The organism is Sphingomonas sp. GW821-FHT10C01, assembly GCF_059415525.1.
This window is the reverse complement of record NZ_JBWKNK010000004.1, coordinates 261,063-286,213: the sequence shown is the minus strand read 5'-3', so window position 1 is coordinate 286,213 and position 25,151 is coordinate 261,063. Positions and strand designations below refer to the sequence as shown.

Below are 25,151 nucleotides of genomic sequence, written 5' to 3'. Positions count from 1 at the left end.
CGCATGAAGATGTTCGGGTTTCTCTGTCTCGGGGCAATTCTTGCCACCGCTGCGCTCCCCGCGCATGCCTCGCCGCAGGTGCGGGCGGACCAGGAGGCTGCGCGCGAAGGCCGCCAGCAGGGCCGCCTGTTGCCGCTGCGCGAGATCGAATCGCGTGTCGTTCCCGCGATGACGCGCAAGGGCGCCCAATATCTCGGCTTCGATTTCGATTCGGGGACGATGATTTACACGCTAAAGTTCCTGCGCAATGGATCGGTCCTCTGGGTCGATGTCGATGGCCGTTCGGGCCAGATCGTCGGACAGTCGGGCCGCTGAGCGGAACAAGAAGGATAACAAGATGCGCGTTCTGATCGTCGAGGACGAACCCAATCTCCGCAATCAGCTTCAGGCAACGCTCGAAGGCGCGGGCTATGCCGTGGATACCGCCGGCGATGGCGAGGAAGGCCATTATCTCGGCTCGACCGAAAATTACGACGCGATCGTCCTCGACCTCGGCTTGCCCGAAGTCGACGGGCTGACCGTGCTCGACCGCTGGCGCAAGGAAGGCAAGACCACGCCGGTGCTCGTCCTCACCGCGCGCGACAGCTGGTCGGACAAGGTCGCCGGGCTCGATGCCGGCGCCGACGATTATGTCGCCAAGCCATTCCAGTCGGAGGAGCTGATCGCCCGCCTGCGCGCGCTGATCCGCCGCGCTTCGGGCAACGCCTCGGCCGAGTTGATCGCGGGCGACATCCGCCTCGACACCCGCTCGGGCAAGGTCACCAAGGGCGGCGACCCGGTCAAGCTCACCGCGCAGGAATACAAGCTTCTCTCTTACCTGCTCCATCACAAGGGCAAGGTGGTCAGCCGCACCGAACTGATCGAGCATATCTACGATCAGGATTTCGACCGCGATTCGAACACGATCGAAGTGTTCGTGACGCGCATCCGCAAGAAGCTCGGCCCCGACGTGATCACCACGATCCGCGGCCTTGGCTATAGCCTCGAGGAACCGGCGGAGGCCGGTGCCTGATCTCCCCTTCGGACTGACGCTCGGCCGCCGCTTCCCGTTCGTCCGCCGCGCGGAGAGCGAAGCGGCGCCGGTGGAACTTGTCCTGCAACCCGGCGATCCCGCGCCGCGGCCCTATGTCCGCACGACCGGATCGCTCAGCCGCCGCATGATCCTGATCGCGGCGGCGTGGATCACCCTGCTGCTCACCGGCGGCGGCTTCGCGCTCGATCGCGTGCTGACGGGTGCGATCACGCGCAACTTCGACGACGGACTCGAATATCTTCTCACCTCGCTCGTCGTCTCGGCCGAGATCGGGCCTGAGGGGGAGATCGCGTTCAACCGCCAGCTTTCCGATCAACGCTTCCTCGAACCCTATTCGGGCCTGTACTGGCAGGTCAGCGGCAAGGGCTACGAGCCCTTCCCTTCACGCTCCCTATGGGACCGCCAGTTGCGCATCGATCAGGCGCATCAGGATCAGGAGGTCCACACCTACGATTCGAACCAGTTCACCGACCACCGCCTGCGCGTGGTCGAGCGCGATATCGTCCTTCCCGGCTCTCCGGTCCGCTGGCGCTTTCAGGTCGCGCAGAGCCGCGACATGCTCGACGCGCAGATCGAGGCATTGCGCAAGACGCTGGTCCGCAGCTTCCTGCTGCTGGCCGCGGGGCTGATCGGCATGGCCGCGCTCCAGACCTGGTATGGCCTGCTCCCGCTGCGCAAGCTGCGCGCAGGCATCCAGCAATTGCGCACCGGCGAGGCGCCGCGAATCGAGGGCGCGATGCCCGCCGAGGTCGCGCCGATGGTCGAGGAGCTGAACGCCCTCGTCGCGCACAACGACAAGCAGGCGGAAGAGGCGCGTCGCCACGCCGGCAACCTCGCCCATGCGCTCAAGACGCCGTTGACGGTGATCATGAACGCCGCGACCGCCCATTCCGACGATTTGCCGGCCACGGTGGTGCGCGAGGCGCGGACGATGCGCCGTCAGGTCGATCACCATCTCGCCCGCGCCCGCGCCGTCGGCAGGCGCGGCTCGGCGCACAGCCGCGCGCCGGTCTGGCCCAGCGTCGAATCGGTCGAGCGCGCCGTCTCGCGCCTCTATCCGCATGTCCGCATCGACACCGACGGCCCCAAGGACCTGGTCGCGCATATCGAACGGCAGGATCTCGACGAGATCATGGGCAATCTGGTCGAGAACGCCGCCAAATATGGCGGCGGCAGCGTCTTCATCACCGTCAGCGTGCAGGCCGGGTTCGTCGAGATCATGATCGAGGACGACGGCAGGGGTATCCCCGAAGCCGACCGTATCCGCATCTTCGACCGCGGCGTCCGGCTCGACACCGGCAAGCCCGGCACCGGCCTCGGCCTCGCCATCGTCCGCGACGTCGCCGAAATCTACGACGGCACGGTCACGCTTGAGGAGAGCGAGGATCTGGGCGGATTGCTGGTCCGGCTGAGGCTGCCGGCGGCGGGTTAGAGCCACGTCATTCTTCGTCATTCCCGCCTTCGCGGGAATGACGGGGCTAGTTTGATCTTCAGCCCATCACGCCCGAAAAGCGCCATCGTCCGGTGACGGGGCTCAGCACCAGATCGCAGCCGCAATCGCGGCACGTCGTCTCGAACTCGCCGCGGCCGGGCCGGTCGCGGCGGCGTGGCCGGTGGATGCCGATATGGCATCGTATCGCAGGCTTTGGCGCTGACATCGCCGTCTGCTCCCTCGTTCAGCCCCCTGAACGTGCCCCTGTCAGCGCGGTTGGTGCCCCCCGATCAAGGCAGCTTTCGGGCAAGCATGGGGTAGATTGCGGCGCAAACCCGAAATGGCGCCTTTAGAGCCCTTGCATCGCCTCCGCCGCGATCGACAGGCTCTTCTTGCGCGCCTGATGGTCATAGATCGAGCTGACCAGCATCACCTCGTCCACGCCCGTCCGCGCGATGAACTTGGCCAGCCCGTCACGCACTGCCTCCGGCCCACCGATCGCGGTGCACGACAGGACATGGTCGAGCATTGCCCGCGCCTGTCCGGGGATCGTGTCGAGATAGCCCGGCACAGGCGGCGGCAGCTTGATCCCGGTGCCGGTGGTCCGCAGCGCGACGAACGCCTGCTGCATCGACGTCGCGAGCAGCGCTGCCTCGTCGTCGGTGTCAGCGGCGAACACGTTGAACCCGGCCATCGCGTGCGGCTTGTCAAGTACCGCGGACGGCCGGAACTGCCGACGATAGACATCCAGCGCTTCTTCAAGCGATCCCGGCGCGAAGTGCGAGGCAAAGGCATAGGGCAGCCCCAGCGCCGCGGCGAGCTGCGCGCCGTACAGGCTCGATCCCAGAATCCACAGTTCGGGCCGCGCTCCGCCGCCCGGCACCGCATGGATGCCGGTCTGGCCGTCGTCCGCGAAATAGCTCTGCAGCTCGACCACATCCTGCGGGAAGGCGTCCGAACTGGTCTCGAGGTTGCGCCGCATTGCCCGCGCCACACGCTGGTCGCTGCCCGGCGCACGGCCAAGCCCCAGGTCGATCCGCCCCGGGAACAGCGCGTCGAGCGTGCCGAATTGCTCGGCGATCACCAACGGCGCATGGTTGGGCAGCATGATCCCGCCCGCACCCACGCGGATCGTCGAGGTCGCCGCGCCGACATGCGCGATCACCACCGCCGTCGCCGCACTCGCGATCCCCGGCATGCCGTGATGCTCGGCGACCCAGTATCGGCTGAACCCCTCCGCCTCGGCGTGCTTCGCCAGATCGGCGGCGTTGGCGAAGGATCGGCTGGCGTTGCCGCCCTCGAGGATCGGGACGAGATCGAGCAGGGAATAGGCTGTCATGCCCGGCCAGATGGGAAGCCATCGCCGCCGCCGCTACCCAAGCAAGCCTTGGCAACGCCCAATCAATTCCTCCCCAAGCAATCCTATCCTTCCCCTCCGCCCGCATCCCTCCTAAACGCCGCTGCACGATGCGCCCTGATCTCGCCCATATCGACGCCTGGCTGTTCGATCTCGACAACACGCTCTATCCCAAGAGCGCGGACCTGTTCGCCCAGATCGACGAGCGCATCGGCGCCTATGTCGCCCGCCTGCTGGGTCTCGACCCGGTCGAGGCGCGGCGCGTGCAGAAGGCATGGTTCATCTCGCACGGCACCACCCTCGCCGGGTTGATGGCCGAGCACGGCGTCGACCCGCACGAGTATCTGGCGGACGTCCACGACATCGAGATGGATGTGCTCGAGCACAACGCCCCGCTCGTCGCCGCGATCGCCAAGCTGCCCGGCCGCAAGCTCGTCTTCACCAACGCCGACGCGCCCTATGCGGAAAAGGTCCTCGGCCGCCTCGGCCTTGCCGAAAGCTTCGAGGCGATCCACGACGTCCACGCCAGCAACTATGCGCCCAAGCCGCACCCCGACGCCTATCGCAGCGTGTGCGAGGCATGGAACATCGATCCGAAGACCGCCGCCTTCGTCGAGGACATGGCCCGCAACCTCGCGCCGGCCAAGGCGATCGGCATGACCACCATCTGGGTCGATAACGGCTCCGAACAGGCGCCCGACAGCGACCGCAGCTATATCGACCACACCACCCACGACATCAGCCACTGGCTCGAAACCATCCTGGAGCACGCATGACCGACCTCGCCGCCACGATCGACGCCGCCTGGGAAGACCGCGCGAACATCTCCCTCGCCACCACCGGCGCGGTGCGCGAAGCGGTGGTCGAGGCATTGAACCTGCTCGACAGCGGCACCGCGCGCGTCGCCGAGCCGGTGGGTGACGGCTGGCAGGTCAACCAGTGGCTCAAGAAGGCGGTTCTCCTCTCCTTCCGCCTCAACGACAACGCCGTGATCGGCACGCGGAATGGCGACTGGGGCTTCGACAAGGTGCCGCTCAAGACCGCGGGCTGGGACGAGGCGCGCTTCCGCGCCGCCGGTTTCCGCCAGGTGCCCGGCAGCGTCGTGCGCCATGGCGCGCACATCTCGAAGAATGTCGTGCTGATGCCCAGCTTCGTGAACATCGGCGCCTATGTCGGTGAGGGCTCGATGGTCGATGGCTGGGCCACCGTCGGCAGCTGCGCGCAGATCGGCAAGAACGTCCATCTCTCGGGCGGCGTCGGCATCGGTGGCGTGCTCGAACCGCTCCAGGCCGATCCCGTCATCATCGGCGACGGCGCCTTTATCGGCGCGCGCGCGGAAGTGGCCGAGGGCGTCCGTGTCGGCGAGGGCGCGGTGCTGTCGATGGGCGTCTATCTCGGCGCCAGCACCAAGATCGTCGACCGCGCGACCGGCGAAGTCCATCGCGGCCATGTCCCGCCCTATTCGGTGGTCGTCCCCGGCACGCTGCCCGGCAAGGATGGCGGCCCCGGCCTTTACTGCGCGGTGATCGTCAAGACCGTCGACGCCCAGACCCGCAGCAAGACCGGAATCAACGAGCTGCTGCGCGACTAGTCGACAGCGCGGCCGATCCGCACGAGCACGCCGCTCGGGTCGCTCACCGCGAACTCGTAGCAGCCCCATGGCTTGAGGCTCGGCGTGCCGGGCTCGATGATCAGGTCGCGCACGCGATCGGCGACGGCATCGACATCCTCGACATAGAGGTACAGGCCGAACGGATTGTCCTCGATCCGCTTCGGCCAGCCGGGCATGCGGTTGAGGTGCAGATGCCAGCCGCGCCCATCGGCGAGGATGCGGTAATGCCCCCAGTCGCTGACCGCCTCGAACCCCAGCCGCCGGTAAAAGGCCTCGCTGGCGTCGAGATCGCTGCTCGGCACGATCGCTACGACGCGGTGTTCTTCGCTCATTGCTTCACTCCTGTCCGGCCCCGTCATGCGCAGCTTTGGCGGCCCGGGCGAGAGGCAAAGCGCCCCAAATGCCCGTTTCCGGACAGCCGGCCCGACATGTCCGGAACCGAGCAGCGAATCCCGTCTCCCCGCCGCGCCATCGCGGGGCTAGTCTTCGTGGATGGCAGACAATCTTGACCCACGAACCGCCCGCACCCGCGAAGCCATCGTGTCGGCCTTCCGCCAGCTCGCGCTCGATCGCCGCTACGATGCGATCCGCGTCACCGATCTGATCGCCATGGCCGGGATCGGCCGCGCCACCTTCTACGAGCATTTCCGCGGCAAGGACGATGTCCTGCTCGCGGCAATGCAACCGGTCCTTGATCCGATGGCGCGCGCGGCGCTCGGCCGCCCGGTCGAAGCGCATCTGCGCGCCACGCTCGATCATGTGTGGCGGCAACGCTTCGTCGGCCGGATCCTTCTCGCTTCGTTCGCCGGGGGAAAGCTCCAGCACCACCTCGCCGGCATGGTCGCCGCAGGCCTCAAAGACGCGCACGTCCCGGCCACGATGCGGGCCACCGCCATCGCCGCAGCCCAGTTCGCGATGCTGCGCCTGTGGCTCGGCGGCACCGCGCCCTGCACCGCACAGGCGCTGGCACGGCAGATGATGGCCTGCGCCCGGATCGCTTGACCGGTCAGGCCGTCAGATGGTCCGCGCGCGCCGTCAGCTCACGCCGGCTCAGCCAGCCATGCCCCCAGTCGCGCAGGCCCAGCAGCACCGGCTCCAGCGCGCGGCCCTCTTCGGTGATCGCATAGTCGACCCGCGGCGGCACCACCGCAAAGACGGTCCGCTCGACCAGCCCGTCCTCCTCCAGCTCGCGCAGCTGCTTGATCAGCATGCGCTGCGAACAGCCCTTCAGCTCGCGTTGCAGCGCGTTGAACCGCCGCTCGCCGCGCAACAGATGATACAGGATCATCCCCTTCCACTTGCCGCTGATCAGGTTGAGCGCGGCGTAGAGGGTGCAGCCCGGCACCACGTCATAATCCTTCAGCTTCTGCATCTCGGTTCCCGGGGTGGTTACTTCCGGTTCACTATGTGAATCCGATTACCGTATTTTCAATTCCGGCTGCGCCCACATCTCCCCCGCTCCCGCCGCGCTGATCCCCGGCCCGGCATTCATCACGGAGTGGAAACATGGCGAAACAGGTTCGGTTCGAGTCGATCGGCGGTCCCGAAGTCTTGCGCATCGTCGAGGTCGATGTCCCCGCGCCCGGCCCCGGCGAGGTCCGCATCGCGGTCAAGGCGCTCGGTCTCAACCGGGCGGAGAGCATGTACCGATCGGGCAGCTATATCATCGACCCCATCTTCCCCGCCCGGCTCGGTTCGGAGGCTGCGGGGGTGATCGACGCGGTCGGTCCCGACGTCACCGGTCTCGCCCCGGGGGATCGCGTCGCGGTGGTCCCCGCGTTCAGCTATCACGATTATGGTCTCTACGGCGATCTCGTCCTCGCCCCGGCGCGCGCCACGGTGAAGCTGCCCGACGACCTGAGCTGGACCGACGCGGCGGCGGTGTGGATGGCCTATGTCACCGCCTGGGGCGCATTGATCGACACCGCGGGGCTGAAGGCGGGTGAGACGGTGTTGATCCCCGCCGCCTCCAGCAGCGTCGGCCTCGCCGCGATTCAGGTCGCCAACGCCATCGGCGCGATTCCGGTCGCGCTCACCCGCACCGCCGCCAAGGCCGATCTCCTGCGCGAAGCCGGCGCCGCGCATGTCATCGTCACGGACACCGCCGATCTCGTCACCGAAGTCCGCCGCATCACCGGCACGGCCGGCGCTCGCGTCGTGTTCGATCCCGTCGGCGGCCCCGCTTTCGCGCAGCTCGCCGCCGTCACCGCCGAGCGTGGCACGATCATCGTCTATGGCGCGCTCGATTCACGCACGACCCCGCTTCCCGTCGGCGATGTCCTCGGCCGCAGCCTCACCGTCCGCGGCTATCTGATCTTCGAGGCGTCACAGGACGATGCCAAGCTCGCCGCGGCCACCGCCTTCGTTCTCGACGGCCTCGCCGGCGGCACGTTGCGCCCGCGCATCGACCGCGTCTTTCCGTTCGCCGCGATCGCCGACGCCCACCGGCACCTCGAAGCCAACGGTCAGATCGGCAAGATCGTCGTGACAGTGTAGCCGGGCAGGCGCGACGGCGGCGGGCGATTCCGCTGTCGCGCCCGACGCGCGCCGGGCTAATCAAAGCCCATGCGATGCTTATCCCTGTGGCGCGCCCTCGCGCTGATGCTGTCCGTGGTCTTCGCCGTCGCGGCACAGGCGGAGGAAACGCCTTCGCGCATCGCCTTTGTCGGCGCCAATGTCGTCCCGATGGACCGCGAGCACGTGCTGCGCGATCAGGTCGTGCTCGTCGAGAATGGCCGCATCGCCGCGATCGGTCCGAAGGTCGCCATTCCCGCCGACGCGCGCCGGATCGACGCCCGCCACCTGTGGCTCAGTCCCGGCCTCGCCGACCTACACACCCACGCCCATACGCGCGACGATCTCGCCATCTACCTCTCCTACGGCGTCACCACCGTGCTTCACATGGGGGAAGCGTCGAACGCCTTTGCCGGCCGCACCCGCCTCGCCGCCAATGAAGGGGCGATCCCCAGTCCACATATCTACACCGCACTCGCGGTCGATGGCTCGCCGCGCTACGGCCATCTCGTCGTCACCAATGCGGAGGAGGCGCGCGCCGCCGTCCTGCTCGCCCGCGCCAATGGCTATGCCTTTATCAAGGTCTACAACAACCTCTCCGCTGGTACCTTTACCGCGCTCGCCGCTGCGGGCCAGGAGTATGGCATTCCCCTTATCGGCCACACCGTCTCCGCGATGGGCGGGCTCGATCGCCAGCTCGCTGCGGGCCAACTGCTCGTCGCCCATGCCGAAGAATTCATCTACAGCCATTTCTTCGCGCCCGACTTCGATTCCGGGCAGAGCGTCCCGCCCGACAGCGCCATCCCCGGCGCGATCGCGCTGGTGAAACACCACAACGCCTTCGTCACCGCCGATCTCGTCACCTACCGCATCATCGCGCAGCAATGGGGCAAGCCCGCCGCCGTCCAGGCCTGGCTCGCCAGCCCGGAGGCGCGCCTGCTCTCCCCGCGCTACCGGCTCGACTGGCCCAATGCCGGCTACGACCGGCGCAGCGGCGATCTCATGCCCCGCTCCGCCTTTCTCGCCCGTCTGGTCAAGGCGTTCGCCGACGCGGACGTCCCGCTGGTCTCGGGCACCGATACGCCGACCATCCCCGGTCTGTTCATCGGCGATTCGCTCCACCAGAATCTTGCGTTGCTCGAAGCGGCGGGCCTGACCCGTTACCAGGCGCTCGTCACCGCCACTCGCAGCGCCGGCGCGTTCATTGCCCGTGCCCGCCCCAGCGAGCCGTCCTTCGGTATGATCGTGCCGGGCGCGCGCGCCGACCTCGTCCTCACCCGCGCCAACCCGCTCGACGACCTGTCGACGCTGCGCCAGCCGGCCGGGGTGATGATGCATGGCGTGTGGCGCGACCGCGCCGCGCTCGACGCGCTGATCGCGCCGATCGTCGATCGTTACGCGGCGCGATGACTGTGCTTTCCTCGGCGCCTGCGTCCCGATAGGACCCCGTTGCACACGACATGATCCACCCTCAGCGCGGATACCAGAATGAGCGATGACATGACCTATGGGCGCTATCTCGCGCTCGACCAGCTTCTCTCCGCCCAGCATCCGATCTCGGACGAGCATGACGAATTGCTGTTCGTCATTATCCATCAGACCAAGGAACTCTGGCTCAAACAGGCGATCGCCGAGCTGCGCATCGCGCTCGATCTGGTCCGCAACGACAAGCTGGTTGAGGCCTATAAGAGCCTCGCCCGCGTCAGCCGCATCCAGGCGGTGATGACGCTGTCGTGGGACGTCCTCACGACGATGACCCCCAGCGACTACAGCGCTTTCCGCAGTGTACTCGGTGGCTCCAGCGGCTTCCAGTCGGACCAGTTCCGCGCGGTCGAAACCCTGCTCGGCCTGCGCGGCGGCGGCGTCCCCGGCCCGCTCACCACCCAATTCGCCGCGCTGCCCAGCCTGTGGGACGAGGCCAATGCCGCGCTCGCCCGTGCCGGCTTCGATCTGCCCGAATCGGCGCTGAACCGCGACTGGACCAAACCCTATCAGCCCAGTCCCGAGATCGAGGCCGCCTGGGTTCAGGTCTATCGCGAGCCGCATCGCTGGTGGGAGCTCTACCAGCTCGCCGAGAAGCTGGTCGACATTGACGACGCGCTCGCCACCTGGCGGCATAAGCATGTTCTCACGGTCAGCCGCGTGATCGGGATGAAGCCCGGCACCGGCGGCACCCCCGGCGTCCCCTATCTCCAGTCGACGCTGTCAAAGCGCGCCTTCCCCGAACTCTGGTCGCTGCGCACGTCGCTGTGAGGATTCGCCTGTGAGCTACAAGCACCTCTTCCAGCGTGCGCTGGCTGCCGCGCCCGACCGGCTCCACTTCGCCGCGCACAGCCACAGCCTGTGGCCCGACGCCTCGTGGCTCGGGCAACAGGCGGCGTGGGAGGACGCCGCGCGCCTCGCCGATCATAAATGGGGCCGGGTAATGGGCGAGATCTACCCCGCCGCGCAGGGAGAGGTCGCCGCCGAGCTTCGCTTGCCCGATCCGTCCACGATCGTGTTCGCGGGCAACACCCACGACCTGCTGCTCCGCGTCGTCTCCGCGCGCGCGGAACATCCGGTCCGCATCCTCACCAGCGACGGCGAGTTTCACAGCTTCCGCCGCCAGTCGCGGCGCTGGCTCGAATCGGGCCGCGTGGTGCTCGACATCGTCCCTAATGGCTCCGATTTCGCCGATCGCTTCCTCGCCGCCGCGCGCGCCGGCGGCCACGACCTGATCTTCGTCAGTCAGGTGATGTTCGAAACCGGCGCCGTCTTCGCCGCGCTGGCCGACCTCGCCGCACTCGCCCGCCCCGACGGCCCCTGGGTGGTGATCGACGGCTATCACGGCTTCATGGCGATCGAGAATGATCTGTCGGCGGTGGCCGACCGCATCTTCTACGTCGCCGGCGGCTATAAATACGCGATGGCGGGCGAAGGCGCCGCTTTCCTCCACTGCCCGCCCGGCTTCGGCGCGCGGCCGGAGATCACCGGCTGGTATGCCGAGTTCGCCGAGCTGGAGAAGGCGCCGGGCAAGATCGGCTATTCGGCCGACGCGATGCGCTTCATGGGTTCGACCTTCGACCCCTCCGGCCTCTACCGCTTCGTCGCGGTGCGCGACATGCTCGCCGCCGAAGGCATCACCACCGCCACCGTCAACACCCATATCGCCCCGTTGCGGGAGCAACTGATTGCCGGCCTCGCCGCCACCCCGCTGGCCGAGGCGCAATTGCTCAACCCCGGCGGCGATCCCCGCGCCCGTTTTCTCGCGCTGCGCTCACCCAAGGCGTCGGCATGGAAGACGGCGCTCGAGGGCCACGATATCGTCACCGACGTCCGCGGCGACGTGTTGCGCATCGGCTTCGGCCTCTATCACGACGAACGCGACGTGAAGCGACTGCTTGGCGCGTTACGCGACCTTCGCGACGCCTAGCCGCGGGATCTCGATCGCGGGGCAGCGGTCCATCACCACCTTCAGCCCGGCCGCCTCGGCGCGCTCGGCGGCTTCATGGTTGACGATCTGGAGCTGCATCCACACCGCCTTCGCCCCAACCGCGATCGCCTCGTCCACCGCCTCCCCCGCCGCCAGCGGACGGCGGAAGATGTCGACGATGTCGATCGACTCGCCGATGTCCGCCAGCGCCCCGAAGACATATTCGCCATGGATATGTTCTCCCACAATCTGCGGGTTGACCGGGATTACCCGGTATCCGCGTCCCTGCAGGAACTTCATCACGCCATAGCTCGGCCGGTCGGGCCGGTCGGACGCGCCGACCATCGCGATGGTCCGGGCATTCTCGAGCAGCGCCTTGATGTCCTCGTCGCGGGTCAGGGGCATCTCATCCTCCGTTGGCAGCGAGCCAGTCATTCACCTGGCCGGCTATTTCAGTGAACGCCGCCGCCTCCGGCCCGTTCCCCGCCACCGGCGGCGTGCCCGCGTCCGATGCCGTCCGGATCGCGATGTCGAGCGGAATCCGCCCCAGGAACGGCACGCCCAGCTTCGCCGCCGCCGCCTCCGCGCCGCCATGTCCGAACGGATCGGACACCTCGCCGCAATGCGGGCAGGCATAGCCCGCCATATTCTCGATCAGGCCGATCACCGGAATCCCGGCCTTGGCGAACAGGTCGATCGCGCGCGTCGCGTCGATCAGCGCCAGGTCCTGCGGGGTCGAGACAATCACCGCCCCCGCCGGCCGGTGCTTCTGGATCATCGTCAGCTGCACGTCGCCCGTCCCGGGCGGCAGGTCGATCACCAGCGCCTCCGCCGCGCCCCAATTGGCATCGACCAACTGGGTCAACGCGCCCGCGATCATCGGGCCGCGCCACGCGATCGCCTGCCCTTCGGCCACCAGGCCGCCCATCGACAGCATCGGCACGCCATAGGCGGTCGCCAGCGGCACCAGCTTCTTGTCATGCGCCTCGGGCTTTCTGCCTTCGATCCCCATGATCTTGGGCTGCGAGGGGCCATAGATATCGGCATCGACCAGCCCCACCCGCCGCCCAAGCCGGGCCAGCCCGATGGCGAGGTTGGCGGAAACGGTGGACTTGCCCACCCCGCCCTTGCCGCTCGCCACCGCGATCAGCTTGCGGTTCACCCGTTGCGCCGTCCGCGCGATCCGTACCTCGTCGATCCCCGGCAACGTTGCCGCCGCGCGGATATCGGCCTCCAGCGCGTCCTGCGCCGCTTCGGGCAGGCCGGTGACGTCGAGGATGATGCTCGCCCGCGCCCCCTCCACCCGAACGGTGGCGCGCCCGGCGGCAACGGGGGCAAGGACGGCTTCGATCTCGGCTCTTTCGGTCATGGCCGCGCAGATAGGGTGAGTTTGTGCCGAGCGAAAGCCGCACGATTCCAACTCAAACAACACAGCTGCCCACTGTAAATCCGCGGATCGCCCCCTATAAAGAATGGCTATGGCGAAACTGAGCGGTTGGATCGCGCGCGCCCCCGGACTGTGGGGTGCGCTGTGGAATGAGAACAAGGGCCCCCAGAGTCCGTGGGGCGGCGGCAAAGGCGGCAATGACGGCGGCGACGCTGGCAAGGGCGGTGGCGACGATGCCGGCGGCCCCCGCAACCCCTGGGCCTTTCCCCCCGAGGGCAAGCGCGGCGGACGCGGCAGCGTCACCAGCCTCGATGATTTCCTGAAACGCGCCCGCAAGGGCGGCGGTGGCGGCGGCGGCGGGTTTCCCGGCGGCATGCCCAGCCGCCCGGTTATCTTCGGCGGCATCGCCATTCTCTTCCTGTTGTGGATCGCCTTCACCAGCTTCCACGTCATCGCGCCCGAACAGCGCGGCGTGGTCGCGTTGTTCGGCAAATATTCAAAGACGATGGAGCCGGGTATCGGCTGGACCTTGCCGGCCCCGATCGCCAGCGTGAAGAAGCTCAACGTCCAGCAGATCCGCACCGAGAATTTCCCCGCGACCAGTGGCGAAAATCTGATGCTGACCCAGGATCAGAACATCGTCGATCTCGCCTATTCGGTGCGCTGGGACATCGCGAATCCGGAGGATTACGTCTTCCAGATCGCCAACCCCGAACAGACGGTACGTGCCACGGCCGAAAGCGCGATGCGCGCGGCGGTTGCCGGCGTGAACCTCAACGACGCGATCGGCCCGGGCCGAACCGTGATCGAGGCGCGGGTACAGCAATCGACCCAGGCGATTCTCGACGAGTATAATTCGGGCATCCGCATCCAGGGCGTCTCGATCCGTGGCGCAGCGGCGCCGGGCGCCGTCGATGAGGCGTTCAAGCAGGTCACCGCCGCACAGCAGGAGTCCGAAGGCGCCCGCAACCAGGCGCGCGCCTATGCGCAGCAGGTCCTTGCCGCGGCACAGGGCCAGACCGCCGAGTTCGACAAGATCTACGAACAGTACAAGGCCGCGCCCGAAGTCACCCGCCGTCGCCTTTATTATGAAACCATGGAGGCCGTGCTGGCCAAGTCCAACAAGACGATCGTCGAGACCAACGGCGTGACCCCCTATCTTCCGCTTCCCGCCGCGCGCGGCGGCTCGACGCAGCCGTCGGTCCAGCAAGGCCAGCAGCAGGGAGGCGCCCAGTGAACGGCGTCCTCAATCGGCCGGTCATCTTCGGCGGCCTCGCCCTCGTCATCCTCTTCCTGCTCCTGAGCACGATCGCGATCGTGCCTGAGACCAAGCAGGCGGTGATCCTGCGCTTTGAGCAGCCGGTGCGCACCATCAACCAGTGGCAGCCGGGCGAACAATTCGGCCGCACCACCGGCGCCGGCCTGATCGCGCGCTGGCCGCTGATCGAACGCATCGTCTGGGTCGACAAGCGCGTGCTGGATATCGAGCTTGAGAACCAGCCAGTGCTTTCGACAGATCAGCTCCGGCTCGAAGTGGACGCGTTCGCGCGCTTCCGCGTCGTCGATCCGTTGCGCATGGTCGTGACCGCTGGCACCGAGACGCGCGTCGCCGATCAGCTCGAGCCGCTGTTCGGCTCGGCATTGCGCGCGGAACTCGGCAAGCGTCCCTTCGCCTCGCTGCTCAGCCCTGAACGGACCGCGGTGATGGACAATATCCAGGCCGGTCTTCAGCGCTATGCCAGCCAATATGGCGTCCAGATTGTCGACGTGCGCATCAAGCATGCCGACCTGCCCGACGGCAGCCCCCTCGAATCGGCGCTGCAGCGGATGCGCACCGCGCGTGAGCAGGAAGCGACAACGATCCGCGCCAACGGGCAGAAGGACGCTCAGATCATTCGCGCCGAGGCGAATGCCCGCGCCGCGCAAATCTATGCGACCAGCTTCAACAAGGATCCGCAATTCTACGATTTCTGGCGCGCGATGCAGTCGTACCGCACCACCTTCATCGGCGATCCGCGCCAGAAGCAGGGCGAGACGTCGATCATCCTGTCGCCCGACAATGATTATCTGCGCGAGTTCAGAGGGAAGAGCCGTTGATCATGGGCGATACCGGCTCGGTTCAGCAGAACTGAATCGAGCCGGCTGAACCGGAGAGCTTTCGGTTCGTTCATATTCAATTGCCGTTCAGCTATCCTAGGTGAGTAATACACGCATGACTGACCCTCAGCCCGGCAAAGGCCCGATGACCCAGAGCAAACTCAAAGGAACGTCCCCCGTGCGTTACGCATATGCGATCACCTCGGCGCTGCTGATTGGCGGCGCGAGCGCGGCGCTCGTCCTGCAGACTCCTGCAGGCGCACAGACCGCGCAGAACGAACCCGGCGCGATCCAGGCCGGCGCCCCGCGCGCCGGCGCGCCGATGAGCTTCGCGGATATGGTGTCCAAGCTCCAGCCCGCGGTGGTGAACATCTCGACCACCCAGCGCGTGCAGGTCCAGACCAACCCATTCGCGGGCACACCCTTCGGTGATCTGTTCGGCGGCCAGCAGGGCGGCGGACGTCCCGTGACCCGTCAGGCCGAATCGCTCGGCTCGGGCTTCATCATCTCGGCCGACGGCTACATCGTCACCAACAACCATGTGATCTCGGCCGGCCAGCGCGGCGCGGTGGTCGAATCGATCAAGGTCATTCTTTCGGACCGCAAGGAATACACCGCCAAGCTGATCGGCCGCGACGTCGAATCCGATCTCGCGGTGCTCAAGATCGAGGGTACGAACCTGCCCTTCGTCCGCCTCGGCAATTCCGATCAATCGCGCGTCGGCGATTGGGTGGTCGCGATCGGTAACCCGTTCGGCCTTGGCGGTTCGGTGACCGCGGGAATCATCTCCGCCGTGCATCGCCCCACCGTGGGCGGCGCGTTCGATCGCTTCATCCAGACCGACGCCTCGATCAACCGGGGCAATTCGGGCGGCCCGCTGTTCGATCTCAACGGTAACGTGATCGGCATCAACTCGCAGATCTACTCGCCCACCGGTGGCAATGTCGGCATCGGCTTCGCGATCCCCGCGACCGAGGCGAAGCCGATCCTCGATACGCTGATGAAGGGCGCCAGCGTCCAGCGCGGCTATCTTGGCGTCGGCATCCAGCCGCTGAGCGAGGACCTCGCCAAGTCGTTCGGCGTGCCCAAGGGCAAGGGCGAACTCGTCTCGCGCGTCGAGCCGGGCGAAGCCGCGGCCAAGGCCGGCGTCAAGCAGGGTGATATCATCACCAAGGTCGACGGCAAGGACGTCACGCCAGATCAGACGCTATCGTTCCTCACCGCGAATATTCGTCCGGGCACGCGCGTGCCAATCGAGTTGGTCCGTGACGGCAAGACGATGACGCTCCAGCTCACCGCCGGCACTCGTCCGCCGGCCGATCAGCTCGCCGGCTTCGATCCGGATTCGGAAGAGGGTAATCAGGGCGACAGCGAACAGGGCACGCAGGCCGCGGCGGCATCGCTCGGCATCAGCGTCACCGCGCTGACCCCGCAGATCGCACGCAGCGTCGGTGTCGATCCCGAAACCAAGGGCGTTGTCGTGGTCGGCGTCGATCCGGCGAGCGACGCCGCGCAGAAGGGGATCACCCGCGGCTTCGTCGTGGCCTCGGTCAACCGCGTGCCGGTGGCGACCCCAGCTGAATACAACGCGGCGGTCGCCCGTGCGAAGAGCGGCGGCGCCGAGCGCGTCGTGCTCTACGTCGTGCGCCGCGGCGGCGTCGGCACCTATGTGCCGGTCGACCTCGCCAAGTAGGCTCGACCCGCAATTTTCAACTGACCTGACCGTTTTCCCCGTTATGCTGGCTCCCTGAAATTCAGGAGTTCGGCATGACGGGTGAGACGGAGCTTTTCATCGGAGCCGGCGCGGGCGGTGGCCAGCGCCAGGCACTCGTTCTCAAGCGCGCCAACCGCCACGGACTGATCGCGGGCGCGACCGGCACCGGCAAGACGGTGACGCTTCAGGGCCTCGCCGAAAGCTTCAGCCGCGCCGGCGTCCCCGTTTTTGCCGCCGATGTGAAGGGCGACCTCTCCGGCCTCGGCATGGCCGGCTCCGCCACCGCCAAGCCGCACGAGGCCTTTGCTGCCCGCGCCGCCGAGATTGGCGATACCGAATGGAAATACGCCGCCGCCCCGGTCCAGTTCTGGGACCTGTTTGGCGAGCAGGGCCATCCCGTCCGCACTACCGTCTCGGAAATGGGCCCGCTGCTGCTCTCGCGTCTCATGGGTCTCAATGACGTGCAGGAAGGCGTGCTCGCCATTGCCTTCCAGGTGGCTGACGATGACGGCCTGCTCCTGCTCGACCTCGACGATCTTCAGTCGATGCTTGTCCATTGTGCCGAGCGCGCCGACGAGCTCACCGCCAAATACGGCAACGTAGCCAAGACCTCGGTCGGCGCGATCCAGCGCCAGCTGCTCCAGTTGCGCAGCGAGGGCGGCGCGCACTTCTTTGGTGAGCCCGCGCTCGACATCGACGATTTCATCAAGCTCGACGAGAATGGCCAAGGCGTGGTCAACGTCCTCGCCGCCGACAAGCTGATGGCCTCGCCGCGGCTCTACGCCACCTTCCTGCTCTGGCTGCTTTCGGAGCTGTTCGAGACGCTCCCCGAGGTCGGCGACCCCGACAAGCCCAAGCTCGTCTTCTTCTTCGACGAGGCGCATCTGCTGTTCGAGGAGGCGCCCAAGGCGCTGCTCGACAAGGTCGAACAGGTCGTCCGTCTGATTCGGTCCAAGGGCGTCGGCGTCTATTTCGTCACCCAGAACCCGATCGACATTCCCGAGGATGTCGCCGGCCAGCTCGGCAACCGCGTCCAGCACGCGCTCCGCGCCTTCACCCCGCGCGAACAGAAGGCGATCAAGTCCGCCGCCGAGACGTTCCGCGCCAATCCCGGCGTCGATGTCGCGACCGCGATCACGGAATTGAAGGTGGGCGAGGCCTTGGTCTCACTGCTGATGGCAGACGGCGCCCCCTCCCCGGTCGAACGCACCCTCATCAAGCCGCCCTGCTCGCGCGTCGGTCCGGTGACGCCGGAAGAGCGCAAGGTGCTGATCGACACCGACATCGTCGGCGACAAGTACGACACGGCGCTCAACCGCGAATCCGCCCACGAACTGCTGACCGCCAAGGCCGGCGAGGCCGCCGCCGCCGCCGCCGAGGCCAAGGCGACGACCGAGGCCGAAAAGGCCGCCGCCGCGCAGGCCAAGGAAGACGCCCGTCTCGCCAAGGAGGCCGAGCGCCAGCGGCTCGCCGCCCAGCGCGAAGCCGACCGTCAGGCCCGGCTCGACTCGCAGGCGCAGCGCGCGGCCGAGCGTGAAGCGGCGAACAATCCGTGGAACCGCGCGATCAAGTCCGCGACCCAGTCAGCCTCTTCCGCCGCCGGACGTGCGGTCGCGGGCGAGGTATCGAAGGCGATCTTCGGCAAGAAGTCGGGCGCCGGTGCCAGCGTCGTCGGCGGCATCGTCCGCGGTATCCTGGGGGGATTGTTCAAGGGCTGATTCGCGCGAGTCGCCCTTGTGGACAATTGCTCATCAGAGAGTGGAACATGCGATCGCGCGCCGAACCAACTTCGGTTGCCGCTTGTTCCACTTTCCAGACGCGTCAGCCGCGTCCACGATAGCCCGGAACGTCCTGCGCGGGGATCCACACGCCCTCGGGGACCGGACCGGATTGCCAGAACACGTCGATCGGGATGCCACCGCGCGGATACCAATACCCGCCGATTCTCAACCACTTGGGCTTCATCTCGTCGAACAGTCGCTGGCCGATACCGACGGTACAGTCCTCATGGAAGGCACCATGGTTGCGGAAGCTGCCCAGGAACAGCTTGAGCGACTTGGACTCGACGATCGTCTCGCCCGGCACATAGTCGATCACCAGATGCGCGAAATCAGGCGCACCAGTGATCGGGCAAAGCGAAGTGAACTCGGGCGCCGCAAACCGCACCAGATAATCGGTACCCGTCCGCGGGTTGGGGACGTAATCAAGCGCGGCTTCCTCTGGGGAAGCAGGAAGCGCGCTCTGCTGGCCTAGATGTTTGGGGTTCATGCGCGCCATTTAGGCGTTCTGATCGCATCTGGAAACTCGACGCGACAAGAACGGCAGATTACCAAGGGTAAATGGACGCTCTGGTCACCACGCAATGGCTCGCAGGCGAGCTTTCCGCCCCCGATCTCCGCATTCTCGACGCCACATGGTTCCTGCCCGCCGAAGGCCGGGATGCTGCGGCAGAGTACGCTGCGGGACACGTTCCTGGGGCAGTGTTCTTCGACATCAACGCAATCGCCGATCAGTCCAACTCGCTTCCGACCATGCTGCCTTCACCGGAGCAGTTCGCGACGCAGGTCGGCGCGCTCGGCGTCGCAACCGGCAATCGGATCGTCCTCTACGACAATGCCCCCCATCACACCGCGACGCGCGCCTGGTGGATGCTGCGCAGCTTCGGGATCGACGCGGCCATTCTCGACGGCGGCCTGGCCAAGTGGAAAGCTGAGGGCCGCCCGCTTCTCAGCGGAAGACGGGCTCCTTCGCCCGCCGCGCTTGCGGTCAGCGCGGACACCGCACTCGTCCGCACATTAGATCAGGTAAAGGCCAACCTCGTCAGCCATGCGGAACAGCTGGTCGACGCCCGTTCGGCGGTCCGCTTCACCGGGCAGGAGGCGGAAACCCGCCCTGGCCTCGCCAGCGGCCATATCCCGGGCAGCGCCAACATCCCCTATTCGTCCTTCTTCAATCCTGATGGCACCTGGAAGCATGTTCCAACGCTGCGCTTGTTGTTCGAGGATGAAGGTATCGAGGTCGAACGCCCGGTAATCGCCACCTGCGGCTCGGGGATCAGCGCAGCGGTGGTCGTCTTCGCACTCCATCTGCTCGGCCATCCCGCCGCGCTGTATGATGGTAGCTGGAGCGAATGGGGCGCCGCCCCCTCCACGCCCAAGGCGACCGGTGCAGCATGAGCGGTTCGGATAGCAAGAAGGGCGACGGCACCCGCGTCGTCGGTGCCGGCCGCCGGCCCGAATGGACTCAGGGTATCGTCAACGCCCCCGTCTGGCGCGCCTCGACCATCCTCTATGACAATGTCGGCGATCTACGCGCCGGCGCTGGCCGGGACACGCATCACCGCCTCTTCTATGGCCGTCGGGGCACGCCTACCCAATGGAGCCTCGCCGAAGCGCTAACCGAACTCGAGCCGGGTGCCGAGGCGACCTTCCTCTACCCGTCGGGCGTCGCCGCGGTTTCGGCCGCGCTGCTTTCGGTCCTGTCTCCCGGCGACGAGCTACTGCTCGCCGACAGCGTCTATGATCCGACGCGCAGCTTCGCGACGAGCTTCCTCAAGCGCTTCGGGGTTACCACGCGCTTCTACGATCCCATGATCGGCGGCGGCATCGCCGATCTAATCGGCGAAAGGACCCGTGCGATCTTCATGGAAGCGCCCGGCAGCCTCACCTTCGAGGTGCAGGACGTCCCGGCCATCGTGGCCGCGGCCAAGGCGCGCGGCGTGGTCACCCTGCTTGACAACACCTGGGCGACGCCGCTGCTGTTCCCTGCGATCGAGAAGGGGATCGATCTCACCATCCTCGCCTGCACGAAATACGTCGTCGGCCACTCGGACGTGATGCTGGGCAGCGTCACCACGACCGCCGAATATTGGCAGCAGCTGCGAGCCACCAGCTTCCAGCTCGGCCAGACCGCCAGTCCCGATGATGCCTGGCTCGGCTCACGCGGCCTGCGCACCATGGCGCTTCGTCTCAAGCATCATGGCGAGGCGGCGCTTGAGATCGCGCGCTGGCTGGACACCCGGCCCGAGGTCGCGCGTGTCCTTCATCCCGCGCTACCCTCTTGCCCTGGCCACGAATTCTTCGTGCGTGACTTCAAGGGACCGGCCGGCCTGTTCACCTTCATCCTGCGTGGCGGGAACGAAGCCGCTCGCGCCGCCTTGATTGATGGACTGGAGCTGTTCGGGATCGGCTATAGCTGGGGCGGCTTTGAGAGCCTTGCCATCCCGGTCGATCCGGATCGCTACCGAACCGCCGTGCCATGGGAAGCCGAAGGTGTCGCTGTGCGGCTCCAGATCGGCCTTGAGGATCCCACCGACCTCATCGCGGACCTTGCCGCCGGGCTCGACCGGTTCCGGGCGGCGCAATGACCCCGATCATCCCGTCCGCATTGGCCAACTGGCTCGTGGCGAACGGGGTGCACCTGCCCACCAATGCCGAGCTGATCGAGGGCGCCGTCGCCGGCGGCCTGGCCATCCTCGCGCTCGCGACGGGCTGGTTCACCGGGCGAAAGCTGGGCCCGAAGCTCGCGGAGATATGGCAGAAGCGCGTCGGCTCGCATGCCGAGGGCCTTGCGCACCGCATGCACACCATCGTGCGGCATGGCAGCGCCGCCCTCCTGCTCGCGATCCTCATCAACGTCGCGCCGTGGAGTGGGTTCGCCGCGCTGCTGCTCGGCATCGCGCTCGGGGCCGCAACCGCGGCCTTCACGCTCGCCTTTCTGCGCGGCCTGCATACGCCGCGCTGGATTGCCTGGGTCACTGCGGCGATCGTGTTCGTCGCGATCCTCAGTCATGCGATCGGCGGATTCAATGTCATCACTGACACGCTCGACAAGATCGGCGTCAATATCGGCCGCCGTCGCCTGTCGCTGCTCGCACTTGTCACCGTGCTGGTCACCGCCGTCGCGCTCTATGCCGGCGCGCGGCTCACCAACCGGGTGATCGGCCATTCGATCGGGCAGGCGCGCGGCTTCGACCCCACCCAGAAGCTGCTCTTCCAGAAGATCGCGAGCATCGTCGTGGTCGTCGCCGCCTTCTTCTTCGGCATCGATCTGTTGGGGATCGATCTCACCAGCTTCGCGATCTTCTCGGGCGCGTTCGGCCTCGCGATCGGCTTCGGGCTGCAAAAGACGATCGGCAACCTGATTGCGGGGATCATCCTGCTCATGGACCGCTCGATCAAACCCGGCGACGTCATCGTGGTGGGCGAGAGCTTCGGCTGGGTGAACAAGATCGGCGTGCGCGCGGTCAGCGTCATCACCCGTGACGGCAAGGAACACCTGATCCCCAACGAAATCCTGATGACTCAGGAAGTGGAAAACTGGTCCTTCTCCGACCGCAACGTGCGCGTGCGCATTCCCGTCGGCGTCGGTTATGAGACCGACCTCAAGCTTGCCCAGGCATTGATGCTTCAGGCGGCGACCGACAGTCCCCGCGTTCTCAAGAATCCTCCTCCCAATGTCTGGCTTACCAGCTTCGGCGACTATGCGGTGGAGCACGAGATCCTCGCCTGGATCAGCGATCCGGAAGGCGGCGTCGGCAATGTGAAGAGCGACGTCCTCAACCGCTTATGGGTGTTGTTCAAGGAAAACGGCATCGACATTCCGGTGCCGCGCCGCGAGATCATGGTGAAGAGCTGGCCAAAGGGCGAACAGACGGTTCAACTCCCGCCCGCGAAAACCTAAATAGAGCGCGTGTCCTCATCCGTAACCGCCCGCATCGCCAACGGAGTCGCGTCGATCCCGGCGGCGCAATGGGACGCATGCGCGGGCGACGCGAATCCCTTCGTCTCTCACGCCTTTCTCTCGGCGCTGGAACGTTCGGGTTCCGCGACGGCAGAGACCGGCTGGCAACCGCTGCCGATCGTGATCGACGGCCCCTGCGGCACCCCCGCCGCGATCGTGCCCACCTATGCCAAGAGCCACAGCCAGGGCGAGTACGTCTTCGACCATGCCTGGGCCGATGCGTGGGAGCGCGCGGGCGGGCGTTACTATCCAAAGCTGCAAGCGGCTGTCCCCTTCACGCCCGTACCCGGCCCGCGCCTGCTGCTGCGTGATGCCGCACTAGCGCCAGGTCTGATCGCAGGCCTTGAGGCCGTCACCGATCAGAACCGCCTCTCCTCCGCGCACGTCACCTTTCTTGACGACGCTCAACTCCCCCTATTCGAGCAGGCGGGCTGGCTGATACGCTCAGGCACGCAGTTCCACTGGCGGAATGACGGCTATTCGCGCTTTGACGACTTCCTCGATGCTCTCTCCTCCCGCAAGCGCAAGGCGATCCGCAAGGAACGCGAACGGGCATTGGACGGCCTCACCATCCGTCATCTCACCGGCACGGACATCACCGAAGCCCATTGGGATGCCTTCTGGACCTTCTATCAGGACACCGGCAGCCGGAAATGGGGTCAACCCTATCTCACCCGACCCTTCTTCTCGATGCTGAACGAGGCGATGGGCGACAAGGTGCTGCTGATGCTCGCGGAACGCGACGGGCGCCCCATCGCGGGCGCGCTCAATCTGATCGGCGCGGACGCACTCTACGGCCGCTATTGGGGCTGCGTGGAGGACGTGCCGTTCCTCCATTTCGAGCTTTGCTATTACCAGGCGATCGAGGCCGCGATTGCGCATGACCTGTCCCGTGTCGAAGCGGGTGCGCAGGGGGAACATAAACTCGCGCGCGGCTATGTCCCCGTCACCACCTGGTCGGCGCATTACCTGCCTGACCCGGATTTTCGTCGCGCGGTCGCCGACTATCTGGAACGGGAGCGCGCCGCAGTGGCGCACGAACAGGAATTCCTCGGCGAACTGACGCCCTTCCGGCGAACCGGTTAGACTTTCTTCTGCGCGTTGGCCCAGGCTTCCAGCTGCTTCTGCTTGTCGCGCTTCAACAAGTCCCGGATCTTTTCGATCTGACCATGATAGGGGCCAAGGTCGACCGGGTTAAGCACCGCCGCGGGCGTGCCGTGATCGATCTTGAACAGCACGCTACGCCCGTCGCGCCAGATCGGGATCAACCCCGCTTCCAGCCTCTTGTCATAGGGCGGTGGGCTGATCACCCACAGATAGTCATATGCTTGGCGCGGGAAGCGCGCGAGACTGACCGCAACCGGGCGCCACCATTCGCGCGGACATTTGGTATCGGTCACGATCTGTGACGGATCGTGGTTGAATCCGCGCGCCTGCTTGTAGCGTACCGTCAGCAGCTGGCCGCCCGCCATCGACCACTGGTCGTTGGTGTAGGCGAGTTTGCGCACCATCGCCATGCCCGGCAGATGCTGGAGCCGGGTCATCGTCCATTCGTTATAGCAGGTCTCGCCGACAAAGCTCAGCAGCCGTGCGCCTTCGGGCACATGCTCGAGCGCGGCGAGCTCGCGATCATAGGACTTGTCATAGATGACATAGCTCCACGTCGTCGCTCCCATGCGGACGAGGAAGAAAGCAAGCCCAGCCATCGCCAGCGCATTCGCGCCGCGCATCGTCATCCCCGGCTTGGGTCGCAGGGAGATCACCGCGATCGCGATCATATAGGGGGCCAAGCGCATATCGGCATAGGCCGATCCGAACACAACGCGCGGCAGCAGCACGAACACGGCGATCAGGAACAGCGCCGAGATGCCCAGGTGTCGCGAATAGCCGATATTGGGATCGCGCACGCCCTTGAGCAGGATCAGGTAGATCACACCGAGACAGGCGATATCGAAAAGCTGCCAGCGGTCGCGCAGCACCATCAGGACCCACCAGATCTTGGCGCGCCAGTTGAACCAGTCGCCCGTCTGTCCGCTGACATGACCGCCGCTGCGCCATGCGAGCATCAGCAGCGCCGGCGGCACAAGGACGAGGCAATGGATGCCCGCCCAGATCCACGGCACCACCCAGCGCTGCACAAAATCGGCATGCCAGGGCCCGCTGCGTGGGCCGCTCTTGTCGTGCTGACGGATCAGCTCGGCGGCAAAGCAGAGCACGCCCAGCATACCCCAGCCAAAGGTGTGCGTGACCCAGATGATGAGACCGATCGGCACAAACAGCACCGCTCGCAGCTTGATATGTCCCAGCCGCGCCAGCCGCAGCCACAATGCGAAGGCGTTGAGCGCCAGGGCCATCGACAGCGCGAAGTTCGCGAAGCCGAAGTGGAAAGCGTAGTTATAGGCGAGCGGCAACGCGAACAGCGCGGTCGCGGGGATACGACCATGCACCTCCCGAGCGATCCAAAGCAGACCGGTGACGGTGAGCACGGGGGTGGCGATGACAATCAGCTTCACCGCCAGCTCCAGGCCGAAGATCGGTTCGAGCGGAATGATCAACAGGTCGAGTCCGAGATTGCCGATCAGGCTCCACTCGAACTTGTACCAATCGTTGAGCCACGGCACCTCGCCGTGCGATAGCTGAACGCGGAACCGCGCCATATGCCCGGGCAAATCCACCATCGGCGGAATGTCGGGCCACAGCAAAGGGATTGCCGCCGCGATCGCCGCGAACAGCACGAACCAACGCGTCTGCCACCAGCGCGGCGTCTCAGAACCCCCTTGCATCGGCCGCTTCTAGTGCGCGGGTATGGCGCGGGGCAAGCGGGCTTTGGGGTTGCGACCTACCAATTTTC

26 protein-coding genes are annotated in these 25,151 nt (G+C 66.5%); 18 read left to right on the top strand and 8 right to left on the bottom strand.

Going from position 1 to position 25,151, the window contains the following annotated elements; genetic code table 11:
- The first annotated feature begins 3 nt into the window (after window positions 1-3).
- The 3 genes from AC07M1_RS17130 to AC07M1_RS17120 all read left to right on the top strand — a co-directional run bounded on the left by AC07M1_RS17130 (window position 4) and on the right by AC07M1_RS17120 (window position 2,465).
- Entirely contained in the window at window positions 4-315 is a 312-nt protein-coding gene (locus tag AC07M1_RS17130) for a hypothetical protein (protein WP_495163836.1), read from the top strand.
- A gap of 22 nt (window positions 316-337) precedes the next feature.
- Complete coding sequence (locus AC07M1_RS17125; protein ID WP_495163835.1) at window positions 338-1,012, top strand: response regulator transcription factor; 675 nt, start codon at window positions 338-340, stop codon at window positions 1,010-1,012.
- 145 nt (window positions 1,013-1,157) lie between these two features.
- The gene (locus AC07M1_RS17120) at window positions 1,158-2,465 is read left to right on the top strand and encodes a sensor histidine kinase (RefSeq protein WP_495163904.1); all 1,308 of its coding nucleotides are present in this window, start codon (window positions 1,158-1,160) and stop codon (window positions 2,463-2,465) included.
- A 58-nt stretch (window positions 2,466-2,523) separates the two neighbouring features.
- On the opposite strand, the gene AC07M1_RS17115 is transcribed toward AC07M1_RS17120, so the two are convergent.
- Window positions 2,524-2,691 (bottom strand): hypothetical protein, encoded by a 168-nt coding sequence (locus AC07M1_RS17115; RefSeq protein WP_495163834.1) that lies wholly within the window; start codon window positions 2,689-2,691, stop codon window positions 2,524-2,526.
- A gap of 123 nt (window positions 2,692-2,814) precedes the next feature.
- The gene (locus AC07M1_RS17110; protein ID WP_495163833.1) at window positions 2,815-3,804 is read right to left on the bottom strand and encodes an LLM class flavin-dependent oxidoreductase; all 990 of its coding nucleotides are present in this window, start codon (window positions 3,802-3,804) and stop codon (window positions 2,815-2,817) included.
- A gap of 128 nt (window positions 3,805-3,932) precedes the next feature.
- Between AC07M1_RS17110 and AC07M1_RS17105 the strand changes: the two genes are divergently transcribed.
- Window positions 3,933-4,598: a pyrimidine 5'-nucleotidase gene (locus tag AC07M1_RS17105; protein WP_495163832.1), complete on the top strand. Its 666-nt coding sequence runs from the start codon at window positions 3,933-3,935 to the stop codon at window positions 4,596-4,598.
- Entirely contained in the window at window positions 4,595-5,413 is an 819-nt protein-coding gene (gene dapD / locus AC07M1_RS17100) for a 2,3,4,5-tetrahydropyridine-2,6-dicarboxylate N-succinyltransferase (protein ID WP_495163831.1), read from the top strand. The genes AC07M1_RS17105 and dapD overlap by 4 nt, the downstream gene beginning before the upstream one ends.
- Here dapD and AC07M1_RS17095 read toward each other — a convergent pair.
- A complete protein-coding gene (locus tag AC07M1_RS17095; RefSeq protein WP_495163830.1) occupies window positions 5,410-5,766 on the bottom strand; it encodes a VOC family protein in 357 nt (118 codons plus the stop codon). The genes dapD and AC07M1_RS17095 overlap by 4 nt on opposite strands.
- 160 nt (window positions 5,767-5,926) lie before the next feature.
- On the opposite strand from AC07M1_RS17095, the gene AC07M1_RS17090 reads away from it, so the two are divergent.
- The gene (locus AC07M1_RS17090; RefSeq protein ID WP_495163829.1) at window positions 5,927-6,436 is read left to right on the top strand and encodes a TetR/AcrR family transcriptional regulator; all 510 of its coding nucleotides are present in this window, start codon (window positions 5,927-5,929) and stop codon (window positions 6,434-6,436) included.
- A 4-nt stretch (window positions 6,437-6,440) separates the two neighbouring features.
- Here the strand turns inward: AC07M1_RS17090 and AC07M1_RS17085 are convergent, their stop codons facing one another.
- Entirely contained in the window at window positions 6,441-6,806 is a 366-nt protein-coding gene (locus tag AC07M1_RS17085; protein ID WP_495163828.1) for a winged helix-turn-helix transcriptional regulator, read from the bottom strand.
- 134 nt (window positions 6,807-6,940) lie between these two features.
- On the opposite strand from AC07M1_RS17085, the gene AC07M1_RS17080 reads away from it, so the two are divergent.
- The 4 genes from AC07M1_RS17080 to AC07M1_RS17065 all read left to right on the top strand — a co-directional run bounded on the left by AC07M1_RS17080 (window position 6,941) and on the right by AC07M1_RS17065 (window position 11,360).
- Window positions 6,941-7,930, top strand: a complete 990-nt coding sequence (locus tag AC07M1_RS17080; RefSeq protein WP_495163827.1) for a zinc-dependent alcohol dehydrogenase family protein — start codon at window positions 6,941-6,943, stop codon at window positions 7,928-7,930.
- Between the two features lie 69 nt (window positions 7,931-7,999).
- On the top strand, window positions 8,000-9,358 hold the full coding sequence (locus AC07M1_RS17075; protein WP_495163826.1) for an amidohydrolase family protein: 1,359 nt from the start codon (window positions 8,000-8,002) through the stop codon (window positions 9,356-9,358).
- A 78-nt stretch (window positions 9,359-9,436) separates the two neighbouring features.
- Window positions 9,437-10,201, top strand: a complete 765-nt coding sequence (locus tag AC07M1_RS17070) for a tryptophan 2,3-dioxygenase (protein ID WP_495163825.1) — start codon at window positions 9,437-9,439, stop codon at window positions 10,199-10,201.
- 10 nt (window positions 10,202-10,211) lie between these two features.
- A complete protein-coding gene (locus AC07M1_RS17065) occupies window positions 10,212-11,360 on the top strand; it encodes an aminotransferase class V-fold PLP-dependent enzyme (RefSeq protein ID WP_495163824.1) in 1,149 nt (382 codons plus the stop codon).
- On the opposite strand, the gene AC07M1_RS17060 is transcribed toward AC07M1_RS17065, so the two are convergent.
- Window positions 11,337-11,765: a CoA-binding protein gene (locus AC07M1_RS17060; RefSeq protein WP_495163823.1), complete on the bottom strand. Its 429-nt coding sequence runs from the start codon at window positions 11,763-11,765 to the stop codon at window positions 11,337-11,339. The two genes, AC07M1_RS17065 and AC07M1_RS17060, sit on opposite strands and share 24 nt — an antisense overlap.
- Before the next feature lies 1 nt (window position 11,766).
- A complete protein-coding gene (locus AC07M1_RS17055; protein ID WP_495163822.1) occupies window positions 11,767-12,729 on the bottom strand; it encodes an Mrp/NBP35 family ATP-binding protein in 963 nt (320 codons plus the stop codon).
- A gap of 109 nt (window positions 12,730-12,838) precedes the next feature.
- On the opposite strand from AC07M1_RS17055, the gene hflK reads away from it, so the two are divergent.
- The 4 genes from hflK (at window position 12,839) to AC07M1_RS17035 (ending at window position 18,276) form a co-directional block, all read left to right on the top strand.
- On the top strand, window positions 12,839-13,984 hold the full coding sequence (gene hflK, locus AC07M1_RS17050) for an FtsH protease activity modulator HflK (RefSeq protein ID WP_495163821.1): 1,146 nt from the start codon (window positions 12,839-12,841) through the stop codon (window positions 13,982-13,984).
- A complete protein-coding gene (hflC, locus tag AC07M1_RS17045) occupies window positions 13,981-14,844 on the top strand; it encodes a protease modulator HflC (protein ID WP_495163820.1) in 864 nt (287 codons plus the stop codon). The genes hflK and hflC overlap by 4 nt, the downstream gene beginning before the upstream one ends.
- A gap of 178 nt (window positions 14,845-15,022) precedes the next feature.
- The gene (locus AC07M1_RS17040) at window positions 15,023-16,537 is read left to right on the top strand and encodes a Do family serine endopeptidase (protein WP_495163819.1); all 1,515 of its coding nucleotides are present in this window, start codon (window positions 15,023-15,025) and stop codon (window positions 16,535-16,537) included.
- A 74-nt stretch (window positions 16,538-16,611) separates the two neighbouring features.
- Window positions 16,612-18,276 carry a helicase HerA-like domain-containing protein gene (locus tag AC07M1_RS17035; RefSeq protein ID WP_495163818.1) on the top strand — a complete coding sequence of 555 codons (1,665 nt, stop codon included), beginning with the start codon at window positions 16,612-16,614 and terminating at the stop codon, window positions 18,274-18,276.
- Between the two features lie 103 nt (window positions 18,277-18,379).
- On the opposite strand, the gene queF is transcribed toward AC07M1_RS17035, so the two are convergent.
- Window positions 18,380-18,826 (bottom strand): preQ(1) synthase, encoded by a 447-nt coding sequence (gene queF / locus AC07M1_RS17030; protein WP_495163817.1) that lies wholly within the window; start codon window positions 18,824-18,826, stop codon window positions 18,380-18,382.
- A 71-nt stretch (window positions 18,827-18,897) separates the two neighbouring features.
- Here queF and sseA point away from each other — a divergent pair, with 71 nt between their 5' ends.
- Genes sseA through AC07M1_RS17010 form a run of 4 tightly spaced genes read left to right on the top strand, consistent with a single transcriptional unit; the run spans window position 18,898 to window position 23,386 of the window.
- Window positions 18,898-19,734, top strand: a complete 837-nt coding sequence (gene sseA, locus AC07M1_RS17025) for a 3-mercaptopyruvate sulfurtransferase (RefSeq protein WP_495163816.1) — start codon at window positions 18,898-18,900, stop codon at window positions 19,732-19,734.
- Window positions 19,731-20,924: a cystathionine beta-lyase gene (gene metC / locus AC07M1_RS17020; RefSeq protein WP_495163815.1), complete on the top strand. Its 1,194-nt coding sequence runs from the start codon at window positions 19,731-19,733 to the stop codon at window positions 20,922-20,924. The genes sseA and metC overlap by 4 nt, the downstream gene beginning before the upstream one ends.
- Window positions 20,921-22,240, top strand: coding sequence for a mechanosensitive ion channel family protein (locus AC07M1_RS17015; protein WP_495163814.1), 1,320 nt, complete (start codon window positions 20,921-20,923; stop codon window positions 22,238-22,240). The genes metC and AC07M1_RS17015 overlap by 4 nt, the downstream gene beginning before the upstream one ends.
- A 9-nt stretch (window positions 22,241-22,249) precedes the next feature.
- Entirely contained in the window at window positions 22,250-23,386 is a 1,137-nt protein-coding gene (locus AC07M1_RS17010) for a GNAT family N-acetyltransferase (RefSeq protein WP_495163813.1), read from the top strand.
- Here AC07M1_RS17010 and AC07M1_RS17005 read toward each other — a convergent pair.
- Entirely contained in the window at window positions 23,383-25,083 is a 1,701-nt protein-coding gene (locus AC07M1_RS17005) for a hypothetical protein (protein ID WP_495163812.1), read from the bottom strand. The genes AC07M1_RS17010 and AC07M1_RS17005 overlap by 4 nt on opposite strands.
- Between the last annotated feature and the right edge of the window lie 68 nt (window positions 25,084-25,151).